Source organism: Thermodesulfovibrionales bacterium, from assembly GCA_026417875.1.
Taxonomy (GTDB): domain Bacteria; phylum Nitrospirota; class Thermodesulfovibrionia; order Thermodesulfovibrionales; family CALJEL01; genus CALJEL01.
In genome coordinates, this window is the sequence record JAOACK010000002.1 from 44,822 (window position 1) to 63,474 (window position 18,653).

An 18,653-nucleotide genomic window follows, 5' to 3' on the forward strand; every position below is an offset into this window, starting at 1 on the left:
GGAGGTTCAATGATGAAGTTACCCCTTAAACCTGAAGATTTATACAGATGCTGTGATCCAAAGATATTTGATTTTGAGACCACTGAAGAGCTCATACCTGTGGAAGGACCCCTTGGTCAGGAAAGGGCTATTAATGCTATTGATTTTGGTCTGAGTCTCGAAAATACAGGATTTAATATCTTTGTACTTGGTGAACACGGAACAGGAAAGCTTACAAGTGTAAGAGAATTGATCAATAAAAAGGCAGAAAAGGAGCCTGTCCCACCAGACTGGTGTTATGTGTATAATTTTAAAAATCCCGATGTTCCATTAGCCCTTTCATTTCCACCTGGCAGGGCAGTTCAGTTCCAGAAGGACATGGCTGATCTTATAAAAACCCTTAGGGTTGAGATACCAAAGGTGTTTGAATCAAAGGAATATGATAAACAGAGAAGTCGTATTATAGAGGAATTTCAGAAGAAACAGAAGGAGCTTTTCACTAACATCGAGGAGGAGGCAGCATCAAATGGTTTTGCCATACGAAAATCTGTCTCCGGACTACTGATTGTCCCTGTAAAAAAGACAGGAGAGGCCCTTACAGAGGAAGAATTTGAGGCCCTTGATGAAAAAACAAAAAAGAGGATAGAAGAGATTGGAAGGACTCTTCAGGAAAAACTTGATGATGTTGTAAGGACTGTTAAGGAAGCCGAGAAACTTCTAAAAGAGATGCTCCAGAAGCTTGAAAGGACTGCTGCCCTCGGTGCGGTGGGCCATCTCATAGACGAGATAAAGGAGAAATATAAGGATAACGAAAAGGTCCTTTCCTATCTTGAGAATGTTAAGGAAGATATCCTTGATCATCTTGATGATTTCAAGACACAGGAAGAACAGGCTCCTCCCCTTCCATTCATGAGGATTCCAAAGGCAGAACCTGTTTTCACAAGATATGAGGTTAATGTAATTGTAGACAACAGCTCCCAGAAAGGAGCTCCCTGTGTCTTCGAGCATAACCCGACATATTACAATCTCTTTGGAAGGATAGAGCACAAGTTTCAGTATGGAATTGCTGTAACAGATTTTTCCATGATAAAGGCAGGTTCACTGCACAAGGCAAACGGAGGTTATATTGTAATCCATGCCCTTGACCTTTTGAGAAACCTCTTTTCCTATGATGCCCTGAAGAGGGCAATAAGAAACAAAGAGATAAAGATTGAAGACATCTGGGAACAGTACAGACTGATCTCAACCACTACTCTTAAACCCGAAGCAATACCACTAAATGTTAAGGTGATACTAATAGGTCATCCATTCCTATATTACATTCTTTACAGCTACGATGATGAATTCAAGGAACTCTTTAAGGTAAAGGCAGATTTTGACTCAAGGATGCCCAGGAATGATGAGACAATTAAAAAATATGCCATGTTTATAGCATCAAGGACAAAGGCTGAAAACCTGCTTCCTTTTGACAGAAGTGGTGTTGCCAGTGTTGTTGAATATGGCTCAAGACTTGCAGGCCACCAGGAAAAACTCTCTGCCCTCTTCGGTCATATAGCCGATATAGTTAGAGAGGCAAGCTTCTGGGCAAAGAAGTTTGGAAGTTCAGTTGTAAAAGCAGAGCATGTAGAAAAAGCTATTGAGGAAAGGAGATTCAGACATAACAGGATAGAAGAAAGACTAAGAGAGGCTGTTCTTGAAGATACCATAATTGTCGAGACCTCCGGTCAGAAGATAGGGCAGGTTAATGGTCTTGCTGTAATTGACCTGGGAGATTACACATTCGGCAAACCCTCAAGGATAACCGCAAGGACCTACACTGGCAAGGCAGGAGTTGTGAACATAGAACGCGAGACAAAGATGAGCGGAAGGATTCATGAAAAGGCCATCCTTATTTTAACCAACTACCTCGGAAGTAAATATGCCATTAAAAAACCCATAAGCCTGTCAGCCTCCATAACCTTTGAGCAGCTTTATGAGATGATAGAAGGTGACAGTGCAACATGTGCAGAATTCTATGCCCTCATCAGCAGTATATCAGGCATCCCTTTAAAACAGTCCATAGCTGTTACAGGTTCAATGGATCAGAATGGAGAGGTACAGCCCATTGGTGGAGTTAATGAAAAAATAGAGGGATTTTTTGATGTCTGTAAAGAAAGGGGTCTTGACGGCTCTCATGGTGTGATAATACCTAGAAGAAACCTCAAGCACCTCATGCTAAGAAAAGATGTAGTCGAAGCAGTAAGACAAGGAAAGTTCTTCATCTATCCCATCGACAGGGTGGAAGAGGGACTGGAAATACTCACAGGCATGCCAGCTGGTGAACTGAGAGAGGATGGTACATATCCTGAAGGTACGGTAAACTATCTGGTTATGAAAAGACTTACCGAGATCTCAGAGGCACTGAAAGAGAAAAAAGAAGAAAAAGAGACAAAGAATAACACCTGATGCCTGATGGTCCTCAATGAGGAGTTTATTGGCTGATCACTGAGATCGCATCATTTTTATAATTTTTTATGATATCTCAACTTATTGATTATATAGTGCCGGCCCTTTTCAGATTTTTTGTTCTGGTCATAACAGCCCTTCCAGAAAGATTTACTCTCAAGACCGGTGAATTTCTTGGTAGACTTTTATACTATTTCTGGATTCCCAGAAGAAAGATAGCGATAGAGGCAGTAAAGAAAACCTCATTGATGGTGAAACTCAAGACAAACCTTTCTCCGCATTCAATAGTAAAAAAGAGCTTCATTAACCTTGGAAGATCCTTTATAGAAATCATCAGACTCTATGGAGGAGACAGGAGCATTCTCAAGAGAGTAAAATTAAAAGGCATTGAGAATTTTGATAGAGCAAAGGCAGAAGGAAAAGGGATAATCTTTCTTACAGGTCATTGCGGTAACTGGGAGCTAATGGCACTGGCATTCGGAAACACTGTAGAACCGATAGGTGTTGTAGCAAGACCGCTTAATAGCAGACAACTCAATAAACTCATTGAAAAAATAAGATGCAAGTTTGGCAACCACGTTATATATAAAAAAGGCGCTGTAAGAGAGATACTTAAATTTTTAAGAGAAAACAGGGCAGTGGGTATATTGATGGATCAGAGTGTTCTGAGGCAGGAAGGCATATTAATAGATTTTCTTGGAAGGCCAGCCTGGACATCAAGAACTCCAGCCATGATAGCAAAAAAGACAGGTGCAAAGGTGCTTCCAGCCTTTATAAAGAGAGATGGCGAATGGCATATTATTGAAATAGGGAAAGAGGTCCAATTAAAAGGTGATGAATTAGAGGATACAAAAAAACTCTCCTCCTATATTGAGACCTATATTATGGAACATCCAACAGAATGGCTCTGGATACACAGGAGGTGGAAGGAGAGGAGTTGAAAAAAATATCTTTATAAGAGTAGTTTTTTAAGCCTTAAGCAGTAGGCATGCTTAATGAGTTAAAGACACTACCAGGATAAGACAGTCTGAAGAAATTTTCCTTCATCTAAAATTAAAACCTATTAATGGCAATACCTTAATCCTAAAAATAGGGACAATCCCTATTTTTGCAATCGAAGATAACCTAACACTATTTCGGGGGCACGTGGGGGAAATCAGTAGATTTCCCCCACGCTGTAAAACCTTCCAAGCAGGCACTTCAAGTTTCCTGCCTGGCAGGAATGTCCGAAGACCTATTGTTAAACCCCTGCAGTTAGGGCTTTGCGTTTCAGTTCCTGCCTGGCAGGAATGTCCGAAGACAAATCTACATCGTCTATATAAGAAGTCTATTAGTTTCAGTTCCTGCCTGGCAGGAATGTCCGAAGACAGCAGGCTTTGTAACTCTTTGTTTTCAAAGAACTTTTTATACCTAATTTCGGAAACCTCCCCACCTTCTAAAGGTTACTAACATGTTACTAACAGAGGTTTCCTGAATTTCAAAAAAATCATATTATAAAAGCACTTCTGCTGTCAATAGCCTATCAAAAAATAGGGACAATCCCTATTTTTGCAATCCTGTTTCAGTTTGCTATAAATGATTAAAATCTGTCATTATAATAGTAATGAGAAAAGATTTCTTTCTTATTTTTTCAGGGATTCTGCTCATTGTTTTTGTTTATCTGAGCTTTCAATTATTCGTTCCTGTAAGGAGGGAACCTGAAAAACTTGAGATTCTCATTCCCAAGGGAATGACATTCCGAGAGGCTGTAAATCTCCTGTATGAAAAAAGGCTCATCAGGGACCGGAATCTCTTTATAATCCTGGGAAGGCTCACAGGCCTGCACAGGTCCCTTAGATATGGTTATTATGAATTTCTTGGAGGGGTGAGTCCTGCCTCTGTTTTCAGAAAACTCCTCAGAGGAGAAATAGAGGAATACGAGATAAAATTCATTGAAGGTCAGACACTTGCTGAACTTGCTGAGGTACTGGAAGAAAAAGGCATAGTTGATAAAGACAGGTTTTTCAATCTGGTCAGGGACAGGTCACTTTTAAAAGAACTGTCAGTGGATGCTCCTTCACTTGAGGGATATCTCTATCCGACCACCTACAGGATTCCAAAGGGTACAGATGTTATTGATATCCTAAAATTCATGGTCAATACCATGAGAAAGATGATAAATCCCTATATTGAAAAGGCAGAAGAGATGGGGCTCAGCGAGAACGAGCTTCTCACCCTCGCCTCTATAATAGAAAAAGAGGCAAGGGTGGATTATGAAAGACCGCTTATTTCTGCAGTTTATCACAATAGATTAAAAAGAAAGATGAAACTTCAGGCAGATCCTACTGCAGTTTATGAACTCAGGGGTACTAAAAAACTTGTTACAAGGAAGGATCTTTTACGGAAATCCATTTACAATACCTATATGCATAAAGGCCTTCCGCCAGGCCCAATCGCAGCACCAGGACTTAAATCTATTGTAGCTGCAGTGAATCCTGCTCAGGTGCCCTATCTTTATTTTGTTTCAAATAACGATGGCACCCATTATTTTTCTGAGAGATTTGATGAACACAGACAGGCTGTTCAGGAATATATAAAGAAAAAAAGGTTGGCAAGACAGAGGTCTGAAGATATAAGGAACCAAAAAAGAGAAAATGAAAATACCTACCAGTCACAGAGGGATACTAAACCTCTTTTGAGATAATGATGATTAAGAGGAGAAAAACCAGAAGAATCTATGTTGGAAATGTCCCTGTTGGAGATGATGCACCTATATCAGTGCAGTCAATGACAAAAACAGACACAAGGGATGTTCAATCTACCATCTCTCAGATTAAGGAGCTTTCTTCTGCTGGTGCTGATATTATCAGGCTTGCTGTTCCCGATATGGAGGCTGCAAGAGCACTCGGCAGGATAAGAGCAGAGAGCCCAGTACCCCTTATTGCTGATATCCATTTTGACTACAGACTTGCAATTGAGTCAATAAAGCAGGGAATAGATGGGTTAAGAATAAATCCAGGAAATATCGGTGCAAAGTGGAAGATCAAAGAGGTTGTTAAAGCTGCTTCTGAAAGGCGCATACCTATTCGTATCGGAGTAAATGCAGGAAGCCTTGAAAGAGATATTCTTGAGAAATACGGCCATCCTGTAGCAGAGGCACTTGTTGAGAGTGCAAGGAGAAATATTGAGCTCCTTGAAGAGCTTGATTACAGGGAAATAAAGGTTTCTCTCAAATCCTCAGGTGTTATGGAGACCGTAAAGGCATACAGGCTATTTTCTGAGAGATTCGATTATCCCCTTCATGTGGGAATCTCAGAGGCAGGCCCACCACCCCAGGGAATTGTGAAAAGTTCTATAGGTATAGGCATTCTCCTTAGCGAAGGCATAGGAGACACCATAAGGGTCTCTCTTACAGCTTCTCCTATTCTTGAGGTTGTGGTAGCAAAATCAATCCTTAGGTCTCTTGGATTAAGAACAGAAGGACCTGATATAATCTCCTGTCCTACCTGTGGTAGATGTTCCATAGATATAATTAAACTGGCAAATGATGTTTCAGCTCGCCTGTCTTCTATAAAGGAAAGTATTACTGTTGCTGTTATGGGCTGTCCTGTCAATGGACCTGGAGAGGCAAGGGAGGCAGATTTTGGTATAGCGGGTGGCAGGGGAAGGGGTGTGATTTTTAAAAAAGGAAAGGTGGTGAAAGAAGTCCGGGAAGAAGAGATTGTGGACAGTCTTATTGAACTTATAGAGGAGGATTTAAAAAGCTAATATCATGCCGGAGATGAGAATTATTACAGGCATAAAGGAGATGCAGGAATGCACCAGGGATCTTATCATGAAGGGTAAGGACATAGGTTTTGTTCCCACAATGGGAGCCCTCCACGAGGGCCATATGAGTTTAGTAAGGCAGGCAAAAAGGGAAAATGATATTGTAGTTGTAAGCGTATTTGTGAATCCCCTTCAGTTCGGGCCAAATGAAGATTTTGCCCGCTATCCTAGGGACCTTGAGGGTGATAGCGAAAAACTCAAAAAAGAATCAGTTGACATCCTCTTTAATCCAGATACAAAGGAGATGTATCCAGAGGGTTACAGAACCCATGTGGAGGTTCATGGTATTTCAGATAAACTCTGCGGTGCCTTCAGACCAGGCCATTTCAGGGGAGTTGCCACAGTGGTAACAAAGCTTTTCAATATCGTCAAACCTAAGAGGGCCTATTTCGGGCTGAAGGATTATCAGCAGACTGTAATTATAAAAAAGATGGTCAGGGATTTGAATATGGATGTGGAGATAATAACCTGTCCTACTGTGAGGGAGCCTGATGGACTTGCTATGAGTTCAAGAAATCTCTATCTAAAGCCCGATGAAAGAAGAGCGGCAACTGTAATATACAGAACCCTTATTGAGGCTTCACAGCTGGTAAAAGAATTAAAGCCTCCGGAAGAGGTCCAGCGGCTAATGTTTGAGCGACTTAAAGGCGAGCCTCTTGTAAGTTCAATAGACTATGCCGGTCTCTATGACCCCGAGACTCTTGAGGAGATAAAAGATTATTCCATGAAAAAGGAGATATTAATAGCAATAGCTTTGAGGATAGGCCAGACAAGATTAATTGACAATATCCTTATTTCACAATCTCAATGATAAATTAATTGCGAAAAAAGGCGAGGAATCATAATTTTCAGAAAGGATCTCTCTGCCCTCTCTATCTTCGAGAGTCAATCTTCCTGCAAGCATCAGGCCACTGTAAAGATTGAATTCTGCTTTAGAGGTTTTTGAAGAGATTCTCAGCCATACAGGCAAAGCCCTGTCCTCTCCGATACCACCATTAACCGGTCCATCTTCATCAAGACGAAATCTTTTAGATTGATATCCTGCTCCTGTACCAAGTGTGAATCTGTTAAATTTATAGGACAGCTCTATACCTGCCGGTCCTGCTGGTCCTGTTTGTTGAGAATTTGCTATTCTTAATCGATCTGTTATTCTCCAGTTAATAATCATAACAGGGAATATGGATATTTTTTCTGGTTTGCTGAATATACCGGCACCAAGGCCAAGGGTGAGTGATGGAGAGAAACGGTAGGATGTCCATGTAATAGCTCCGTATTCAAGAGATTCTGAAAGCTCAGCACCTGTTTCTGCTGATATGCCAGAGTATGGTGAAACAAAGACCTTAAATCCATCAGCAGGCTCAATGATAAAGCTTACGGACAACTTTACTGAATGGATATCACCCCAGGGATCTTCAATCAGGCCCTTCATTCTGCCTGAAAAGGAGTAAGAACTGTATTCATAATTTAGACCAAATCCAGCAGTCAGCCTCTCGTTTATCCTTCTATTCCAGTCTATCCCTGATTCCATGCTCTGAAGATTAAATCTGCTTCTATCTGAAATATTAGAATTCAATCTGTATAAATACAGAAAGTTTACTGACAGGCCATCCTTCCTATTTTCAATATTCCTTGGCTCGCTCTCTGCTGAAGTTATTGATCCTGCAAAGATCATTAATAACAGAACGATAAATTTAATGATTATCATCTAACAAGCTACTCCTTTCTTTGTTACAAAACTTTTACACATGGTTTCTGAGCATTAGTTCAACAGGATGGGGGTTGAGATAGTACTGCCTGGAAAGGTATTCTATGTTGAATTTGCGTACATAATGTCTTATGAGCGTTATAGGAACTACGAGTGGTATATAACCTTTATGATAATTTTCAATGATTTCAAGAAGTTCCTCTTTTTCATCCTTGTTCAGCAGTTTCCTGAAATATCCCATTATATGGAGAAGCACATTAGTATTCTTTTTTACAGTAGCGATTAACCTAAGACACTCCATAAGGTTAGAAATATATTCTGATTTTATATTCTCTAGATTTCCCTTTTTATGAGATGCCAGAAGATTACCAAGAATTTTATAATGTTTAGGGCTGTGGGCAAGAATAAGAAATTTGTGATCTCTATGAAATTCAATAATTTCCTTTATCTTTGAACCTGTCTTTTTGAGATCCTGCCACCTTTTATAGACAAATATTCTCTCTATGAAATTTTCTCTTAAAACAGGATTGTTCAACCTGCCATCGTCCTCAACCGGAATAAGAGGGAACCTTCTGATAAAGGCTGCAGCAAATAGACCTATACCAGTGCGAGAAGGAATGCCTGATGGTCCGTAAACTCTAACGTTCCGCAGTCCTGAGCTTGGAGAATTACTTTTAAAAACAAATCCACAGAGTTCTTCTTTTTCAAGTTCGTCAAGTTTGCTCTTTATCCATCTCCTCATTCCGTCTGTATGGTCAATGCCTGTTCTGGATTCAATAAGTCTCGGATTATCAGGACTACCGTAGAGCCGCAGCGACTGTCTGGGGACGGGCAGGCCATATTCTACCTCGGGACATACTGGCACCCATTCAACAAATCTGCCGAGGGTATATTTCAGAAAATGATTGAGTTTATGGCTGCCATCATAGCGTACCCTTTCTCCCAGAAGACAGCTGCTTATGCCGATTTTTATGCCCTTCATTGAATTTTTTGCTCTGCAGATCTCTTTAATTCATTCAAAAATTTTAAAGTAACATTTTGAAGTATTTTTTTTATTAAAAGCTCTGAAATCAGAGGAATGAAAATGCCTGAAATTTTTTCCCTGCTTATGACCTTTGTTGCTGATCCATATTCTTCAAACAAAAACTCATGCCTGGCACTTACCCAAAATTTGGAACCTTTCCATACAATCCTCTTCATGGGCTCAATCGCCTCAACAAAGGGTTTCATTGAAACGGGAATAGTGAAGGCTCTTAAACAGAAACTGAATGATTTGCCCTCCTCGATTCTTTTGCTTTCTGAGAAAGCATATTGAACTATACTGGTCCAGTCATTCCAGCATGTAAGATCAGTGAAGGTGCTCCAGACCTTACGGATATCAGCATTTATCTCAATTGATGCTTCAATTATCATCAGAGGCTCTTTGCTCCCGGGCCTTCCTTCTCCTCTGAAAGGGCGATCCTTACAGCTTCTTTAAAAGGAGTTTTCTTAATTGATACAAATTTATCAATTTCATTATCCCTGCATATGACCTCGTTTTTAAGCCCCTCTATCAGAGGGTGGGCAATTCCCGATGGCACAGGCGTAACAAGATCTACCCAGTAAGCTGAAAGAAGAGGAGTCAGAAAAGGTACCGTGAATATCAATCTCCGCGGAAGACCTCGAACCTCTGCGTATTGATGAATCATTTCCCTGTAAGTGAGAATATCCGGACCTCCGATGTCAAATGAATATCCTGCTGTAGCGGAATTAAGAAGGCAGCCGACAAGATAGGCTAGGACATCCCTTATTGCAATGGGTTGGATCTTAGTGTCTATCCATTTAGGACAGACCATTACAGGAAGCCTCTCAACCAGATAGCGTAGCATCTCAAAGGATGCACTTCCAGCTCCTATTATTATGGCTGCCCTTAATATTGTAGCTCTGGGTTTTCCTGAACTGAGAATTTCTCCAACCTCTGCCCTGCTTCTTAGGTGCTCCGATAGATTATCTCCCATCTCACCGAGACCGCCAAGATAAATGACCCTTCTTAGGGATAAATTGTTTGCAGCACCTATAAAGTTTCTGGCGGCTATCTTGTCCTTAATGGCGAATTCTCTGTTTATAAATATACTTTTACCGCCCATAGAATGAACTAAATAATAAGCTGTATGAATACCTTCAAGGGCCTTATCAATGCCCCTGCCTGAAACAAGGTCACCCTGAAAGATCTCTATATCACCCTTGAGGGATGAGAAAATAGAGGCCTTTGATTTTTCCCGTACAAAGAGTCTCAATCTTACATTTTGTTTAAGGAGTTCAGGAATCAGTCTGCTTCCCACAAACCCTGTAGCTCCCAAAATTAATACACGGTCATCAGGTGAAAGTGATAGATAATTCATTATCCCTCCAGCCATCTCTTTATATATTCATCGACATCGAATTTATTTCTACATCCATTATAGCTCATATATCTTATCTTCCCAAAGATCTTTCTCTCAGGCCAGGGTCTGTCATGAACTCCACCTATGCTCCAGGCTATTGCTGTAAAGCCATTGGGATCATATCCATCAATTTCATATTTGTCATTAAGATAGATTGCAAATTCCAAAGCCTGTTCAGGTGATTCTGTCCATTCAAGGATCTTTTTTGCCCAGTACATCCTCATGTAGCCATGCATCTTACCTGTTTTTATCATCTGTAACTGAGCAGCATTCCATAAAGGATCATGGGTGGCTGCCCGTTCAAAATCATTAAGGTCATAGAGATAAAGCCTCTTGTCATTTCTATGCTTGTTTAATGTCTGTTTTGCCCATTCAGGAAATCCATTAAAATTATCGTATTCTTTATTGTAGAAGCAAAAATTTTCTGCAAGCTCTCTTCTAATTATCAATTCTTCAAGGAAGGCCTCCTTTGATTTTTTATCAGAATCTATTTTAATAACCTCCAGTGCGACTCTCTGAGCAGAAATTTGCCCGAAATGCAGGTAGGGTGATAGGTTAGATTGGAAATTATATACAGGATTATTTCGCATCTCTGCATATCTTTTAAGCTTACTTTCTAAAAAATCTTTTAATTTTTCCATGCCTGAGTTGCTTCCAGGTTTTAGCCAAGAAATAATCGTTAATTCATTACCCTGTTCAAACTTCTTAAGTAACCCCTCCCAGTCAATACTCTGAATACTTCCTCTTAAAGTGAAGGGATGTCTTACGAGGGATGGAATATCACTTAGAAATTCCGGCAGAAGTCTCTTTATCTTTGGTCTAATGGTATATGCAGCGTATTCCTGTTTAGGGGAAACAATCCAGGGAGGTATTATATTATGAGCATCAACTTCATAAAGGGGTATATTTATTTTTTGAGCTACAGATTCTCTTAATCTTCTTGCATCTTTTAATGGATCAAAGTCTGTTATGACTATGCCTATATCATGTTCCTTTATGAAAGAGGGTATCGTGAATTCAGGATTTCCCTGGATTAGAAAAAATGGTATGTTATGCTCATGAAGGTCCTGTTCCACTTCCTGAAGACCACGAAGCATAAATATAAAATGCCGGTTTGACCTGCGGGGATAATAATTAAAAAAACAAAATAAAACAACAAGGGGAACCTTCCTTTCGATAGCTATTTTCTGTGCATAAAGGAGTGCCCAGTTATCACGGACCCTCTGATCTCTGTTCATCCAGTAAAGAACCGGTCCCTCTTTTGCCGGTCCTTCTTTAAGAGGCCTTACCCTTTTATAATTGATGATATGCATGATTAGAAAATTATAAATATTTTTATTCTAAAATAATACATGTGCAGGTGTGTTATAATACAAATGTGATGAGGATGAATAAAACTAAAGAGCTTCTTTTAATTGCATCCATAATGTTTTTACAGGCATGCTCTACAGCTACGAAAAATCCTTTGCCTCCTCTTGAGGTTGTTCCTTTTGTAGACCTTACAAGGTATACAGGAGTCTGGTATGAAATCAGCAGGTATCCTCATCCCTTTCAGGAAGGATGCGTTGGTAGCAGAGCAACATACACACTCAGAAAAGATGGAAAAATTGATGTAATCAACGAATGCTATGACGGATCATTCAGCGGAAAGTTAAGAAGAGTTAAGGGTACTGCCAAGGTTATTGATAAAAGCACTAATGCCAGGCTGAAGGTATCTTTTTTCTGGCCCTTTTATGGAGATTACTGGATAATTGACCTCGGCAAGAATTATGAATATGCTGTTGTAGGACATCCAACAAGAAAATACCTGTGGATACTTAGCAGAGAGAAGACCATGGACGAAAAACTCTACAGTGAAATACTTCAAAGGCTTGAAGCAAAGGGCTACGACACAACAAAACTTATAAAAACTTTACAGGAGTAAACAATGACACTAAAAGAGTATTTTGAAAACATTACTGGAACGGGAATATTATCATCGGCAGACAGAAGCGGCAAAGTCACAATCGCAATTTACTCAGTCCCTAGAGTCATGGATGACGGGACTGTCTGTTTTATCATGCGAGAAAGGCTGACCTACAAAAATCTTCTTGAAAATCCCCATGCGGCATTCATGTTCATTGAAGATGGTGCAAGCTACAGAGGTATCAGATTATTCCTGACCAAAGTTAGAGAAGACCATAATGAAGAATTGATTAAAAAAATGACTCGCAGATATCTTACTCCTGAGGAAGATGAGGCGAAGGGTCCAAAACATTTAGTAATATTCAGAGTAGATAAGATCCTTCCACTTATAGGAGATGGTGATACAGGTATAAGAGCTATATGAATGACTTGTAATTTTTAAGCAATTTTTATTCCTTAATTAAAAGACTCGGCATTAGAGCAAGCTTTCAATACTGTTTTCATCGTGAAGGTAAAAGTGCAGTAGAGATTACAGCCTCTCTTTTTCTCAAAAAGTATAAAAGAGATTTTTCCTGATACAGGAATAAAAAATGTTATAATAATGAACCATGAAACATACAGTAATAGGTCTTATACTCGGTGCAACTCCTGTTGTGAAGGCAGTGATGCTTATCCTTTTTATTTTCTCTATACTATCATGGTTCATTATATTTTATAAATTTAAATATTTCAGGCAGGCAAAGAAAGAAAATGAGGAATTCATAAAGGCATTTATGAAGAAAGGTGAACCCCTCCAGCTTTTTCAGCTTTCAAGAAAGCTCAGGGTTAGTCCAATAGCTGGTGTTTTCAGGAATGTCTTCAATGAAGAAGGATATGCCTCTAAAACAGAACTTGAACGCAATATAAAAAGATATGAAGCCCTCGAGATAGCAAGACTTGAGCAGTATCTCAATTTTCTTGCCACTGCTGGCTCTACATCTCCTTTTATAGGACTATTTGGTACTGTATGGGGTATAATGCATTCCTTTATGGGAATTGGTGCTCAGGGTTCTGCAAGTCTTGCAGTGGTTGCACCGGGTATTGCGGAGGCACTTATCGCTACAGCCCTTGGCCTTCTTGTAGCTATACCTGCTGTTATTGCCTACAATTACTATCTCAGCATGGCAAGAAAACTTACCATAGAGATGGAGGATTTTTCAGAAGAGATACTTGAATTATTATCCAATATTTCTACAGAGTCACAAATGCCAGGTCATAAGTCACGTGGATCTCTTTGATTTTTGGCCTGTCATATATACTTAGAGGTTAGTATGGCATATCTCAGAAGAAACAGAGAAAGAGAGGTAATGTCTGAGATAAATGTAACGCCTTTTGTGGATGTGATGCTCGTGCTCCTTGTGATATTCATGGTTACTGCACCCCTGATGCAGCAAGGCATAGATGTGGCCCTTCCGAAGGCAAAAGGTAAAGAGCTTCCTCCTGAGGAGAGATTAGTAGTCACAGTAAACTCTGATGGAAAAATATATCTGAATGATGTGCCTGTTAATCTCTCTTCACTCAAAGAGAAGCTTTCTCTTTTATCAAAAAAGAATCCAGAGGTCTTTCTGAGAGCAGACAGATCTGTGTCTTATGGCTTTGTGGCCGAGCTAATGGCAGAGATAAGGGATGCCGGCATAGAGAAAATTGGCCTTATAACGGAACCCAAGAGGGAGTAATGACCGTACTTCCTCTGGACTCCAGGGTCAGGATTAAAAAATATAGAACTTCTGTTGCCTTTGAAGCTAGCCTCAGGCTGATGAGTTTCGCCTTTTCATTTTTTCTTCACCTGTTCATTGCAGGGATGATTTTACTTTTTCAGAGTAAGACTCTAATTAAAGAAAGGGAAAGATTCATAACTGTGAGCATCCTTAAAGGTTCACAGGTTTTCAGTCCTGAGTCAGGGATAAAAGGCGAGTTACAGGGAAGGGCAAGCCCATCAGCTATAAATGATTCTGAAAAAGGGAAGACCGAATCACTGGCCCAAGACATAGCTGATCAGATTGTAGAGGAAAGACTCCATGCCATTAGGGCAAAAAAACGTATAGAAAAAATAGCAAGACTCAGGACAGTAATCACTCAAGAGGGAAATCAGTCAGAATACAGAGGTCAGAAATCAGAGTCTAAAGAAAGGGCAGAGTCAAGAAATAATCTTACAGTTGCGAGCTCTCAATCTTCCCTCTCGGAATATACTGCAATAATCGCAAAGATTATCAGGACAAACTGGCATTATCCTGAAATTGCAAGGAAAGGTCTGACGGGAACAGTAATAATCTATGTTGGCAGGGATGGTGTTATAAAAACAATTGATTTTAAGACATCTGGCGATAGGTTGTTTGATTACTCTTTAAAAAATGCCTTACAGAGGTCTTCCCCCCTTCCTCCGCCACCTGAAGAACTGGAAATTGAATTGAGGTTTACAAGATGAGACCTTTTATCAAACTCTTCAAAACATTCCTTTTGATCGGGATCTTTTCTGTTATCCCTCTGAGTGGTAAGGCTCATGGAAGACTCTTTATAGAGCTGAGCGAACCAAATCCAAGGCCTCTTCTCCTTGGAATACAGGTTTACAGTGAAGATTCTTCATTAAAAAAAGAGAGCAGGGAATTATATTCTATTATAGCTAATGATCTTGTTTATACCGGTCTTTTTTCATCCATAGATGAAAGACTCTTTCTTGAGCCTTCCCAGGCATTTTTTAAACCAGAGAACTGGAAACCTCTTGGTGCAGATGCGGTGGTAAAGGTAAGAATTTCACTCACAGATAAGATTCTTAAGGCAGTACTGTCTCTTTATGATGTCCATGAGGGACTACAGATAATGAAGAAGGAATATTCAGGGGAAATAACCCTTCTCAGGTCTCTCGGTCATGCAATCGCAAGGGATGTATATAAAAAATTCACAGACAGGGATCCTCCTTTTGAGGCAAAGATACTCTATGTAGGAATGGTTGATGGTAAGAAGTCTCTTTTTGTTATGGACTGGGACGGAGCAAGGCTCAGAAGGCTGGGTATCACTGCAGAGACCATTATCTCTCCATGCTGGTTTGAGGAAGAGAGATTGCTTGCCTATACAATGCGAGAAGGAAAAAAATGGAGTATAAAGGTTGTTGATTTTAATTCCATGATGCAAAAAACGGTTTTTGAATCTCAGAGCCTTGCTATAGCAGGAGATTTCCTTGATAGAAAAACCCTCTTGCTCACCCATACAGAGTCTGATAATCAGGATATATTTATTCTGGATACCGAGACAGGAAAGACAAAAAAACTGATTACCGGATACGGTATAGATATCGATCCTGCTATTTCTCCTAGAAAGGATAAGCTACTTTTTGTTTCGGACAGGAGTGGTTCACCACAGATTTACATAGCAGAGCTTTCTGGCTATAATATTAAAAGATTAACCTACAGGGGTAATTACAACACATCAGCAAGATGGTCACCTTCCGGTGACTCCTTTATATATGTTGGCACAGTGAACGGAAAGAATCAGATTTTTTTACAGAGATTTGACAGCAGTGAGCCAGTTCAGCTTACTGATAGAGGGAATAATGAAGAACCCTCTTTTTCTCCTGATGGAAGATACATTACCTTTTCATCAGATAGAGACGGGACATGGAAAATATATATAATGAGGCTTGATGGCTCTGGCCAGAAAGCGCTGAGCACGGGCTATGGAATGAGCCCTGTATGGATTAAATAACAGGAGGTGTGAGAAATGCATAATTCGAGATTTTATGGAAGTAAAATAACAATCTACAGTAGCCTGTTTGTCATTCTGTTAACCCCTTTTGTTATGAGCAGCTGTGCTCCTAGAAAGGTTGTTCAGAAGGAGGCCGAGACAGCTCCTCAGGTTGAAAGAAAGCCAGAGGCAGCACAGCCTGAAGCTGAAAAGATAAAAGCTCCAGGTCCAGAGGTTATTACAGAAAAACCTGTCACTGAGGAAGTCCAGGTGGCTAAAAAAGAAGAGAAAGCCATAGCAAAGAAGACAGAGTTTCCTGATATATATTTTGATTTTGATAAATATGATATAAGGCCAGATGCAAAACCTGTTCTTGAAAAACTCGCCTCATGGCTCAAATCAAACCCAAAAGCAAAGGTCCTTATAGAAGGGCATTGTGATGAGAGGGGTACGAATCAATATAACTTAGCTCTTGGCGAGAGAAGGGCTAATGCAGCAAAGAATTATTTAATGGCTCTTGGTATCTCATCTTCGAGGATAGAAACAGTCACCTATGGAGAAGAGAGACCGCTCTGCAGAGAGCAGACGGAGGAATGCTGGCAGCTAAACAGGAGGGCCCACTTTGTTATATATGAATAAAGATAATGTCCAATTTTCAGAATATCCTTCAGTCATGGTTAGGATCAAGTATTTCATAAAAAAAACCATCCGCCTCATGGCTGCTGCTCTTTTTCTCTGCTGTACTGGACTCAACACCAGCTGTGTTACGGTAACAAGTGATTATGATACACTTAAATCCGATGTTAATATGCTCAAAAGAGATCTCTATGAGATGAAAGTAGCCCTTGCAGATTTAAAGAAAAATCTTGACGAAATTCAGACTGTTGTCAGGGCAGGTGGTACAGAACAGACTAAGGCACTGACAGAATCACAGATTGCGTTATTGAATAAACTCAATTCACTCACAGCAGAGCTTGCAGAAATAAGGGCAAGGTTTGAAGAGCAGAGACATTTTTCGGATAAATTTCTTTCAGAATCACGGCAATCCAATGAGAGGCTGCAGGCAAGATTGGAAGGGCTGGAGTTAATCACAAAGGACCTACAGAGGAAAATAGATACGCTGGAGACTCAGGCAAGGTCAATAAAATCAGAGATATCGCCACAACCACCTTCCGGTACAACTATTCCGAAAACAGAGCCTGAAAGGTCTCAAACCTCACAAACACAGCTTGCGGCTCCTCCACCACAACCTGCACCTCCAGCTGAGACTGAAAAAAGAGGCAGTGATGAGCCAAAGATCCTTTATGACAGGGCAAGAGAGTTATTTAAGGATAAAAAATATGCAGAGGCAAGGTCACTCTTTGAGGAGTTTATCAAGAAGTATCCTGATTACAGGCTAGCAGGAAACTCGAGGTTCTGGATAGCAGAGACCTATTATGCAGAAAAGAATTATGAAGATGCCATACTGAATTACGAGAAGGTTATCCGGGATTATCCCTCAAATGAGAAGGTGCCAGCAGCCTATCTTAAACAGGCCTATTCATTTATAGAACTGGGTGACAAAAAGACTGCAAAGGTAATCCTTGAAAGATTAATTGAAAAGTATCCGGCTTCTGAGGAGGCAAAGGCTGCAAGGGATAAATTAAAGGAACTTAAAGGGAAGCCAAGATAAAAACCGAATGCTTCAGGACCGATCAGGAAGGCGTATTGACTACCTGAGGATATCTGTAACTGACCGCTGCAATCTCAGGTGTATCTATTGTATGCCTTCTGAGGGTGAACGGTTAATTGAATATAAAGAAATCCTTAGGTATGAAGAGATTATAAGAATAGTAAGAATTGCCTCCATTCTTGGTGTAAAAAAGATAAGACTCACAGGTGGAGAACCCTTAAGAAGAAGGGATATTGCCTATCTTGTAAAGGGCATATCAGCAATAGAAGGAATTAATGAGATAGGACTCACAACCAATGGAGTCCTTCTGAAAAGGCATGTCTACTTCTTAAAAGAGGCAGGGCTTAATAGGATTAATGTAAGTCTTGATTCCCTTGATTCATTAAAATACAGGGAGATAACAGGTGGTGGAGACATTGAGAAGGTTCTTGAAGGTATCGAGCTTGCAGAAAGTTCAGGGCTTTCACCCATAAGCATAAACATGGTTCCAGTCAGAGGTATTAATGATGACGAAATAGAGGCCTTTGCAAGGCTGACTTTAGAAAAACCCTGGAGAGTAAGGTTCATAGAATTAATGCCAATAGGCGTAAGAGATTTCTGGAGGCCTGAGAGATATGTTTCAGAAGATGAGATAAGAAGAAGGGTAGAGACCCTTGGAAGGCTTGAGCCAGCTGGTTTAAATTCAGGTGGTCCTGCAAGATACTGGAGACTCCCCGGGGCAAGAGGAGTTATAGGATTTATAAGTGCTCTTAGCAATCATTTCTGTGGTGAATGCAATCGCCTTAGGATAACATCTGATGGAAAGATAAGGCCCTGCCTTTTTTCAGAAACCGAGATAGACCTTAAACCAGTCTTAAGGGGCAGCTCAGATGACAGGGAACTGATGAGGCTTATTAGCATAGCTATAGACTGTAAACCTTCAGGTCATGGATTGAGGCCTGATTTAAGGTCCTTTGATGTTCTATCAAGACCCATGTCAAAAATTGGAGGGTAAACGAGG

The 18,653-nt window shown here is 40.2% G+C and carries 19 protein-coding genes; 14 read left to right on the plus strand and 5 right to left on the minus strand.

Annotation, left to right across the window (positions count from 1 at the left end):
• Positions 1-9 precede the first annotated feature (9 nt).
• From N2257_00775 to panC, 5 genes are all read left to right on the plus strand, one after another.
• Entirely contained in the window at positions 10-2,424 is a 2,415-nt protein-coding gene (locus N2257_00775) for an AAA family ATPase (GenBank protein MCX7792930.1), read from the plus strand.
• Between the two features lie 68 nt (positions 2,425-2,492).
• The gene (locus N2257_00780) at positions 2,493-3,365 is read left to right on the plus strand and encodes a lysophospholipid acyltransferase family protein (GenBank protein ID MCX7792931.1); all 873 of its coding nucleotides are present in this window, start codon (positions 2,493-2,495) and stop codon (positions 3,363-3,365) included.
• Positions 3,366-4,027: 662 nt separating this feature from the next.
• Positions 4,028-5,107, plus strand: coding sequence for an endolytic transglycosylase MltG (mltG, locus tag N2257_00785; protein ID MCX7792932.1), 1,080 nt, complete (start codon positions 4,028-4,030; stop codon positions 5,105-5,107).
• Positions 5,107-6,171: a flavodoxin-dependent (E)-4-hydroxy-3-methylbut-2-enyl-diphosphate synthase gene (gene ispG, locus N2257_00790; GenBank protein ID MCX7792933.1), complete on the plus strand. Its 1,065-nt coding sequence runs from the start codon at positions 5,107-5,109 to the stop codon at positions 6,169-6,171. Before mltG ends, ispG begins: the two co-directional genes overlap by 1 nt.
• 4 nt (positions 6,172-6,175) lie before the next feature.
• On the plus strand, positions 6,176-7,042 hold the full coding sequence (panC, locus tag N2257_00795) for a pantoate--beta-alanine ligase (GenBank protein MCX7792934.1): 867 nt from the start codon (positions 6,176-6,178) through the stop codon (positions 7,040-7,042).
• Here the strand turns inward: panC and N2257_00800 are convergent.
• The 5 genes from N2257_00800 to N2257_00820 are packed head-to-tail and all read right to left on the minus strand — an operon-like array spanning position 7,028 to position 11,672.
• Positions 7,028-7,936, minus strand: coding sequence for a hypothetical protein (locus N2257_00800; GenBank protein MCX7792935.1), 909 nt, complete (start codon positions 7,934-7,936; stop codon positions 7,028-7,030). The two genes, panC and N2257_00800, sit on opposite strands and share 15 nt — an antisense overlap.
• A 34-nt stretch (positions 7,937-7,970) precedes the next feature.
• Positions 7,971-8,918, minus strand: coding sequence for a DUF523 and DUF1722 domain-containing protein (locus tag N2257_00805; protein MCX7792936.1), 948 nt, complete (start codon positions 8,916-8,918; stop codon positions 7,971-7,973).
• Positions 8,915-9,349: an SRPBCC domain-containing protein gene (locus N2257_00810; protein ID MCX7792937.1), complete on the minus strand. Its 435-nt coding sequence runs from the start codon at positions 9,347-9,349 to the stop codon at positions 8,915-8,917. The genes N2257_00805 and N2257_00810 overlap by 4 nt, the downstream gene beginning before the upstream one ends.
• Positions 9,349-10,317 carry an NAD(P)H-binding protein gene (locus N2257_00815; protein ID MCX7792938.1) on the minus strand — a complete coding sequence of 323 codons (969 nt, stop codon included), beginning with the start codon at positions 10,315-10,317 and terminating at the stop codon, positions 9,349-9,351. Before N2257_00815 ends, N2257_00810 begins: the two co-directional genes overlap by 1 nt.
• The gene (locus N2257_00820) at positions 10,317-11,672 is read right to left on the minus strand and encodes a deoxyribodipyrimidine photo-lyase (GenBank protein MCX7792939.1); all 1,356 of its coding nucleotides are present in this window, start codon (positions 11,670-11,672) and stop codon (positions 10,317-10,319) included. Before N2257_00820 ends, N2257_00815 begins: the two co-directional genes overlap by 1 nt.
• A 74-nt stretch (positions 11,673-11,746) precedes the next feature.
• Here N2257_00820 and N2257_00825 point away from each other — a divergent pair, with 74 nt between their 5' ends.
• The 9 genes from N2257_00825 to moaA all read left to right on the plus strand — a co-directional run bounded on the left by N2257_00825 (position 11,747) and on the right by moaA (position 18,647).
• A complete protein-coding gene (locus N2257_00825) occupies positions 11,747-12,283 on the plus strand; it encodes a lipocalin family protein (GenBank protein ID MCX7792940.1) in 537 nt (178 codons plus the stop codon).
• Between the two features lie 3 nt (positions 12,284-12,286).
• On the plus strand, positions 12,287-12,688 hold the full coding sequence (locus N2257_00830; GenBank protein MCX7792941.1) for a pyridoxamine 5'-phosphate oxidase family protein: 402 nt from the start codon (positions 12,287-12,289) through the stop codon (positions 12,686-12,688).
• A 184-nt stretch (positions 12,689-12,872) separates the two neighbouring features.
• On the plus strand, positions 12,873-13,541 hold the full coding sequence (tolQ, locus tag N2257_00835; GenBank protein MCX7792942.1) for a protein TolQ: 669 nt from the start codon (positions 12,873-12,875) through the stop codon (positions 13,539-13,541).
• Positions 13,542-13,574: 33 nt separating this feature from the next.
• Entirely contained in the window at positions 13,575-13,979 is a 405-nt protein-coding gene (tolR, locus tag N2257_00840; GenBank protein ID MCX7792943.1) for a protein TolR, read from the plus strand.
• Positions 13,979-14,728, plus strand: a complete 750-nt coding sequence (locus tag N2257_00845; GenBank protein ID MCX7792944.1) for a TonB C-terminal domain-containing protein — start codon at positions 13,979-13,981, stop codon at positions 14,726-14,728. The genes tolR and N2257_00845 overlap by 1 nt, the downstream gene beginning before the upstream one ends.
• Positions 14,725-16,002 carry a hypothetical protein gene (locus N2257_00850; protein MCX7792945.1) on the plus strand — a complete coding sequence of 426 codons (1,278 nt, stop codon included), beginning with the start codon at positions 14,725-14,727 and terminating at the stop codon, positions 16,000-16,002. Before N2257_00845 ends, N2257_00850 begins: the two co-directional genes overlap by 4 nt.
• A gap of 15 nt (positions 16,003-16,017) precedes the next feature.
• Positions 16,018-16,620 carry a peptidoglycan-associated lipoprotein Pal gene (pal, locus tag N2257_00855; GenBank protein ID MCX7792946.1) on the plus strand — a complete coding sequence of 201 codons (603 nt, stop codon included), beginning with the start codon at positions 16,018-16,020 and terminating at the stop codon, positions 16,618-16,620.
• Positions 16,621-16,654: 34 nt separating this feature from the next.
• Positions 16,655-17,653: a tol-pal system protein YbgF gene (ybgF, locus tag N2257_00860; GenBank protein MCX7792947.1), complete on the plus strand. Its 999-nt coding sequence runs from the start codon at positions 16,655-16,657 to the stop codon at positions 17,651-17,653.
• 7 nt (positions 17,654-17,660) lie between these two features.
• Positions 17,661-18,647 carry a GTP 3',8-cyclase MoaA gene (gene moaA / locus N2257_00865; protein MCX7792948.1) on the plus strand — a complete coding sequence of 329 codons (987 nt, stop codon included), beginning with the start codon at positions 17,661-17,663 and terminating at the stop codon, positions 18,645-18,647.
• Positions 18,648-18,653: the final 6 nt, after the last annotated feature.

Coding starts and splice junctions, on each gene's coding strand:
- N2257_00775 (MCX7792930.1), top strand. CDS start 10: ATGATGAAGTTACCCCTTAAACCTGAAGATTTATACAGATGCTGTGAT.
- N2257_00780 (MCX7792931.1), top strand. CDS start 2,493: ATGATATCTCAACTTATTGATTATATAGTGCCGGCCCTTTTCAGATTT.
- mltG (MCX7792932.1), top strand. CDS start 4,028: ATGAGAAAAGATTTCTTTCTTATTTTTTCAGGGATTCTGCTCATTGTT.
- ispG (MCX7792933.1), top strand. CDS start 5,107: ATGATGATTAAGAGGAGAAAAACCAGAAGAATCTATGTTGGAAATGTC.
- panC (MCX7792934.1), top strand. CDS start 6,176: ATGCCGGAGATGAGAATTATTACAGGCATAAAGGAGATGCAGGAATGC.
- N2257_00800 (MCX7792935.1), bottom strand. CDS start 7,936: ATGATAATCATTAAATTTATCGTTCTGTTATTAATGATCTTTGCAGGA.
- N2257_00805 (MCX7792936.1), bottom strand. CDS start 8,918: ATGAAGGGCATAAAAATCGGCATAAGCAGCTGTCTTCTGGGAGAAAGG.
- N2257_00810 (MCX7792937.1), bottom strand. CDS start 9,349: ATGATAATTGAAGCATCAATTGAGATAAATGCTGATATCCGTAAGGTC.
- N2257_00815 (MCX7792938.1), bottom strand. CDS start 10,317: ATGAATTATCTATCACTTTCACCTGATGACCGTGTATTAATTTTGGGA.
- N2257_00820 (MCX7792939.1), bottom strand. CDS start 11,672: ATGCATATCATCAATTATAAAAGGGTAAGGCCTCTTAAAGAAGGACCG.
- N2257_00825 (MCX7792940.1), top strand. CDS start 11,747: ATGAATAAAACTAAAGAGCTTCTTTTAATTGCATCCATAATGTTTTTA.
- N2257_00830 (MCX7792941.1), top strand. CDS start 12,287: ATGACACTAAAAGAGTATTTTGAAAACATTACTGGAACGGGAATATTA.
- tolQ (MCX7792942.1), top strand. CDS start 12,873: ATGAAACATACAGTAATAGGTCTTATACTCGGTGCAACTCCTGTTGTG.
- tolR (MCX7792943.1), top strand. CDS start 13,575: ATGGCATATCTCAGAAGAAACAGAGAAAGAGAGGTAATGTCTGAGATA.
- N2257_00845 (MCX7792944.1), top strand. CDS start 13,979: ATGACCGTACTTCCTCTGGACTCCAGGGTCAGGATTAAAAAATATAGA.
- N2257_00850 (MCX7792945.1), top strand. CDS start 14,725: ATGAGACCTTTTATCAAACTCTTCAAAACATTCCTTTTGATCGGGATC.
- pal (MCX7792946.1), top strand. CDS start 16,018: ATGCATAATTCGAGATTTTATGGAAGTAAAATAACAATCTACAGTAGC.
- ybgF (MCX7792947.1), top strand. CDS start 16,655: ATGGTTAGGATCAAGTATTTCATAAAAAAAACCATCCGCCTCATGGCT.
- moaA (MCX7792948.1), top strand. CDS start 17,661: ATGCTTCAGGACCGATCAGGAAGGCGTATTGACTACCTGAGGATATCT.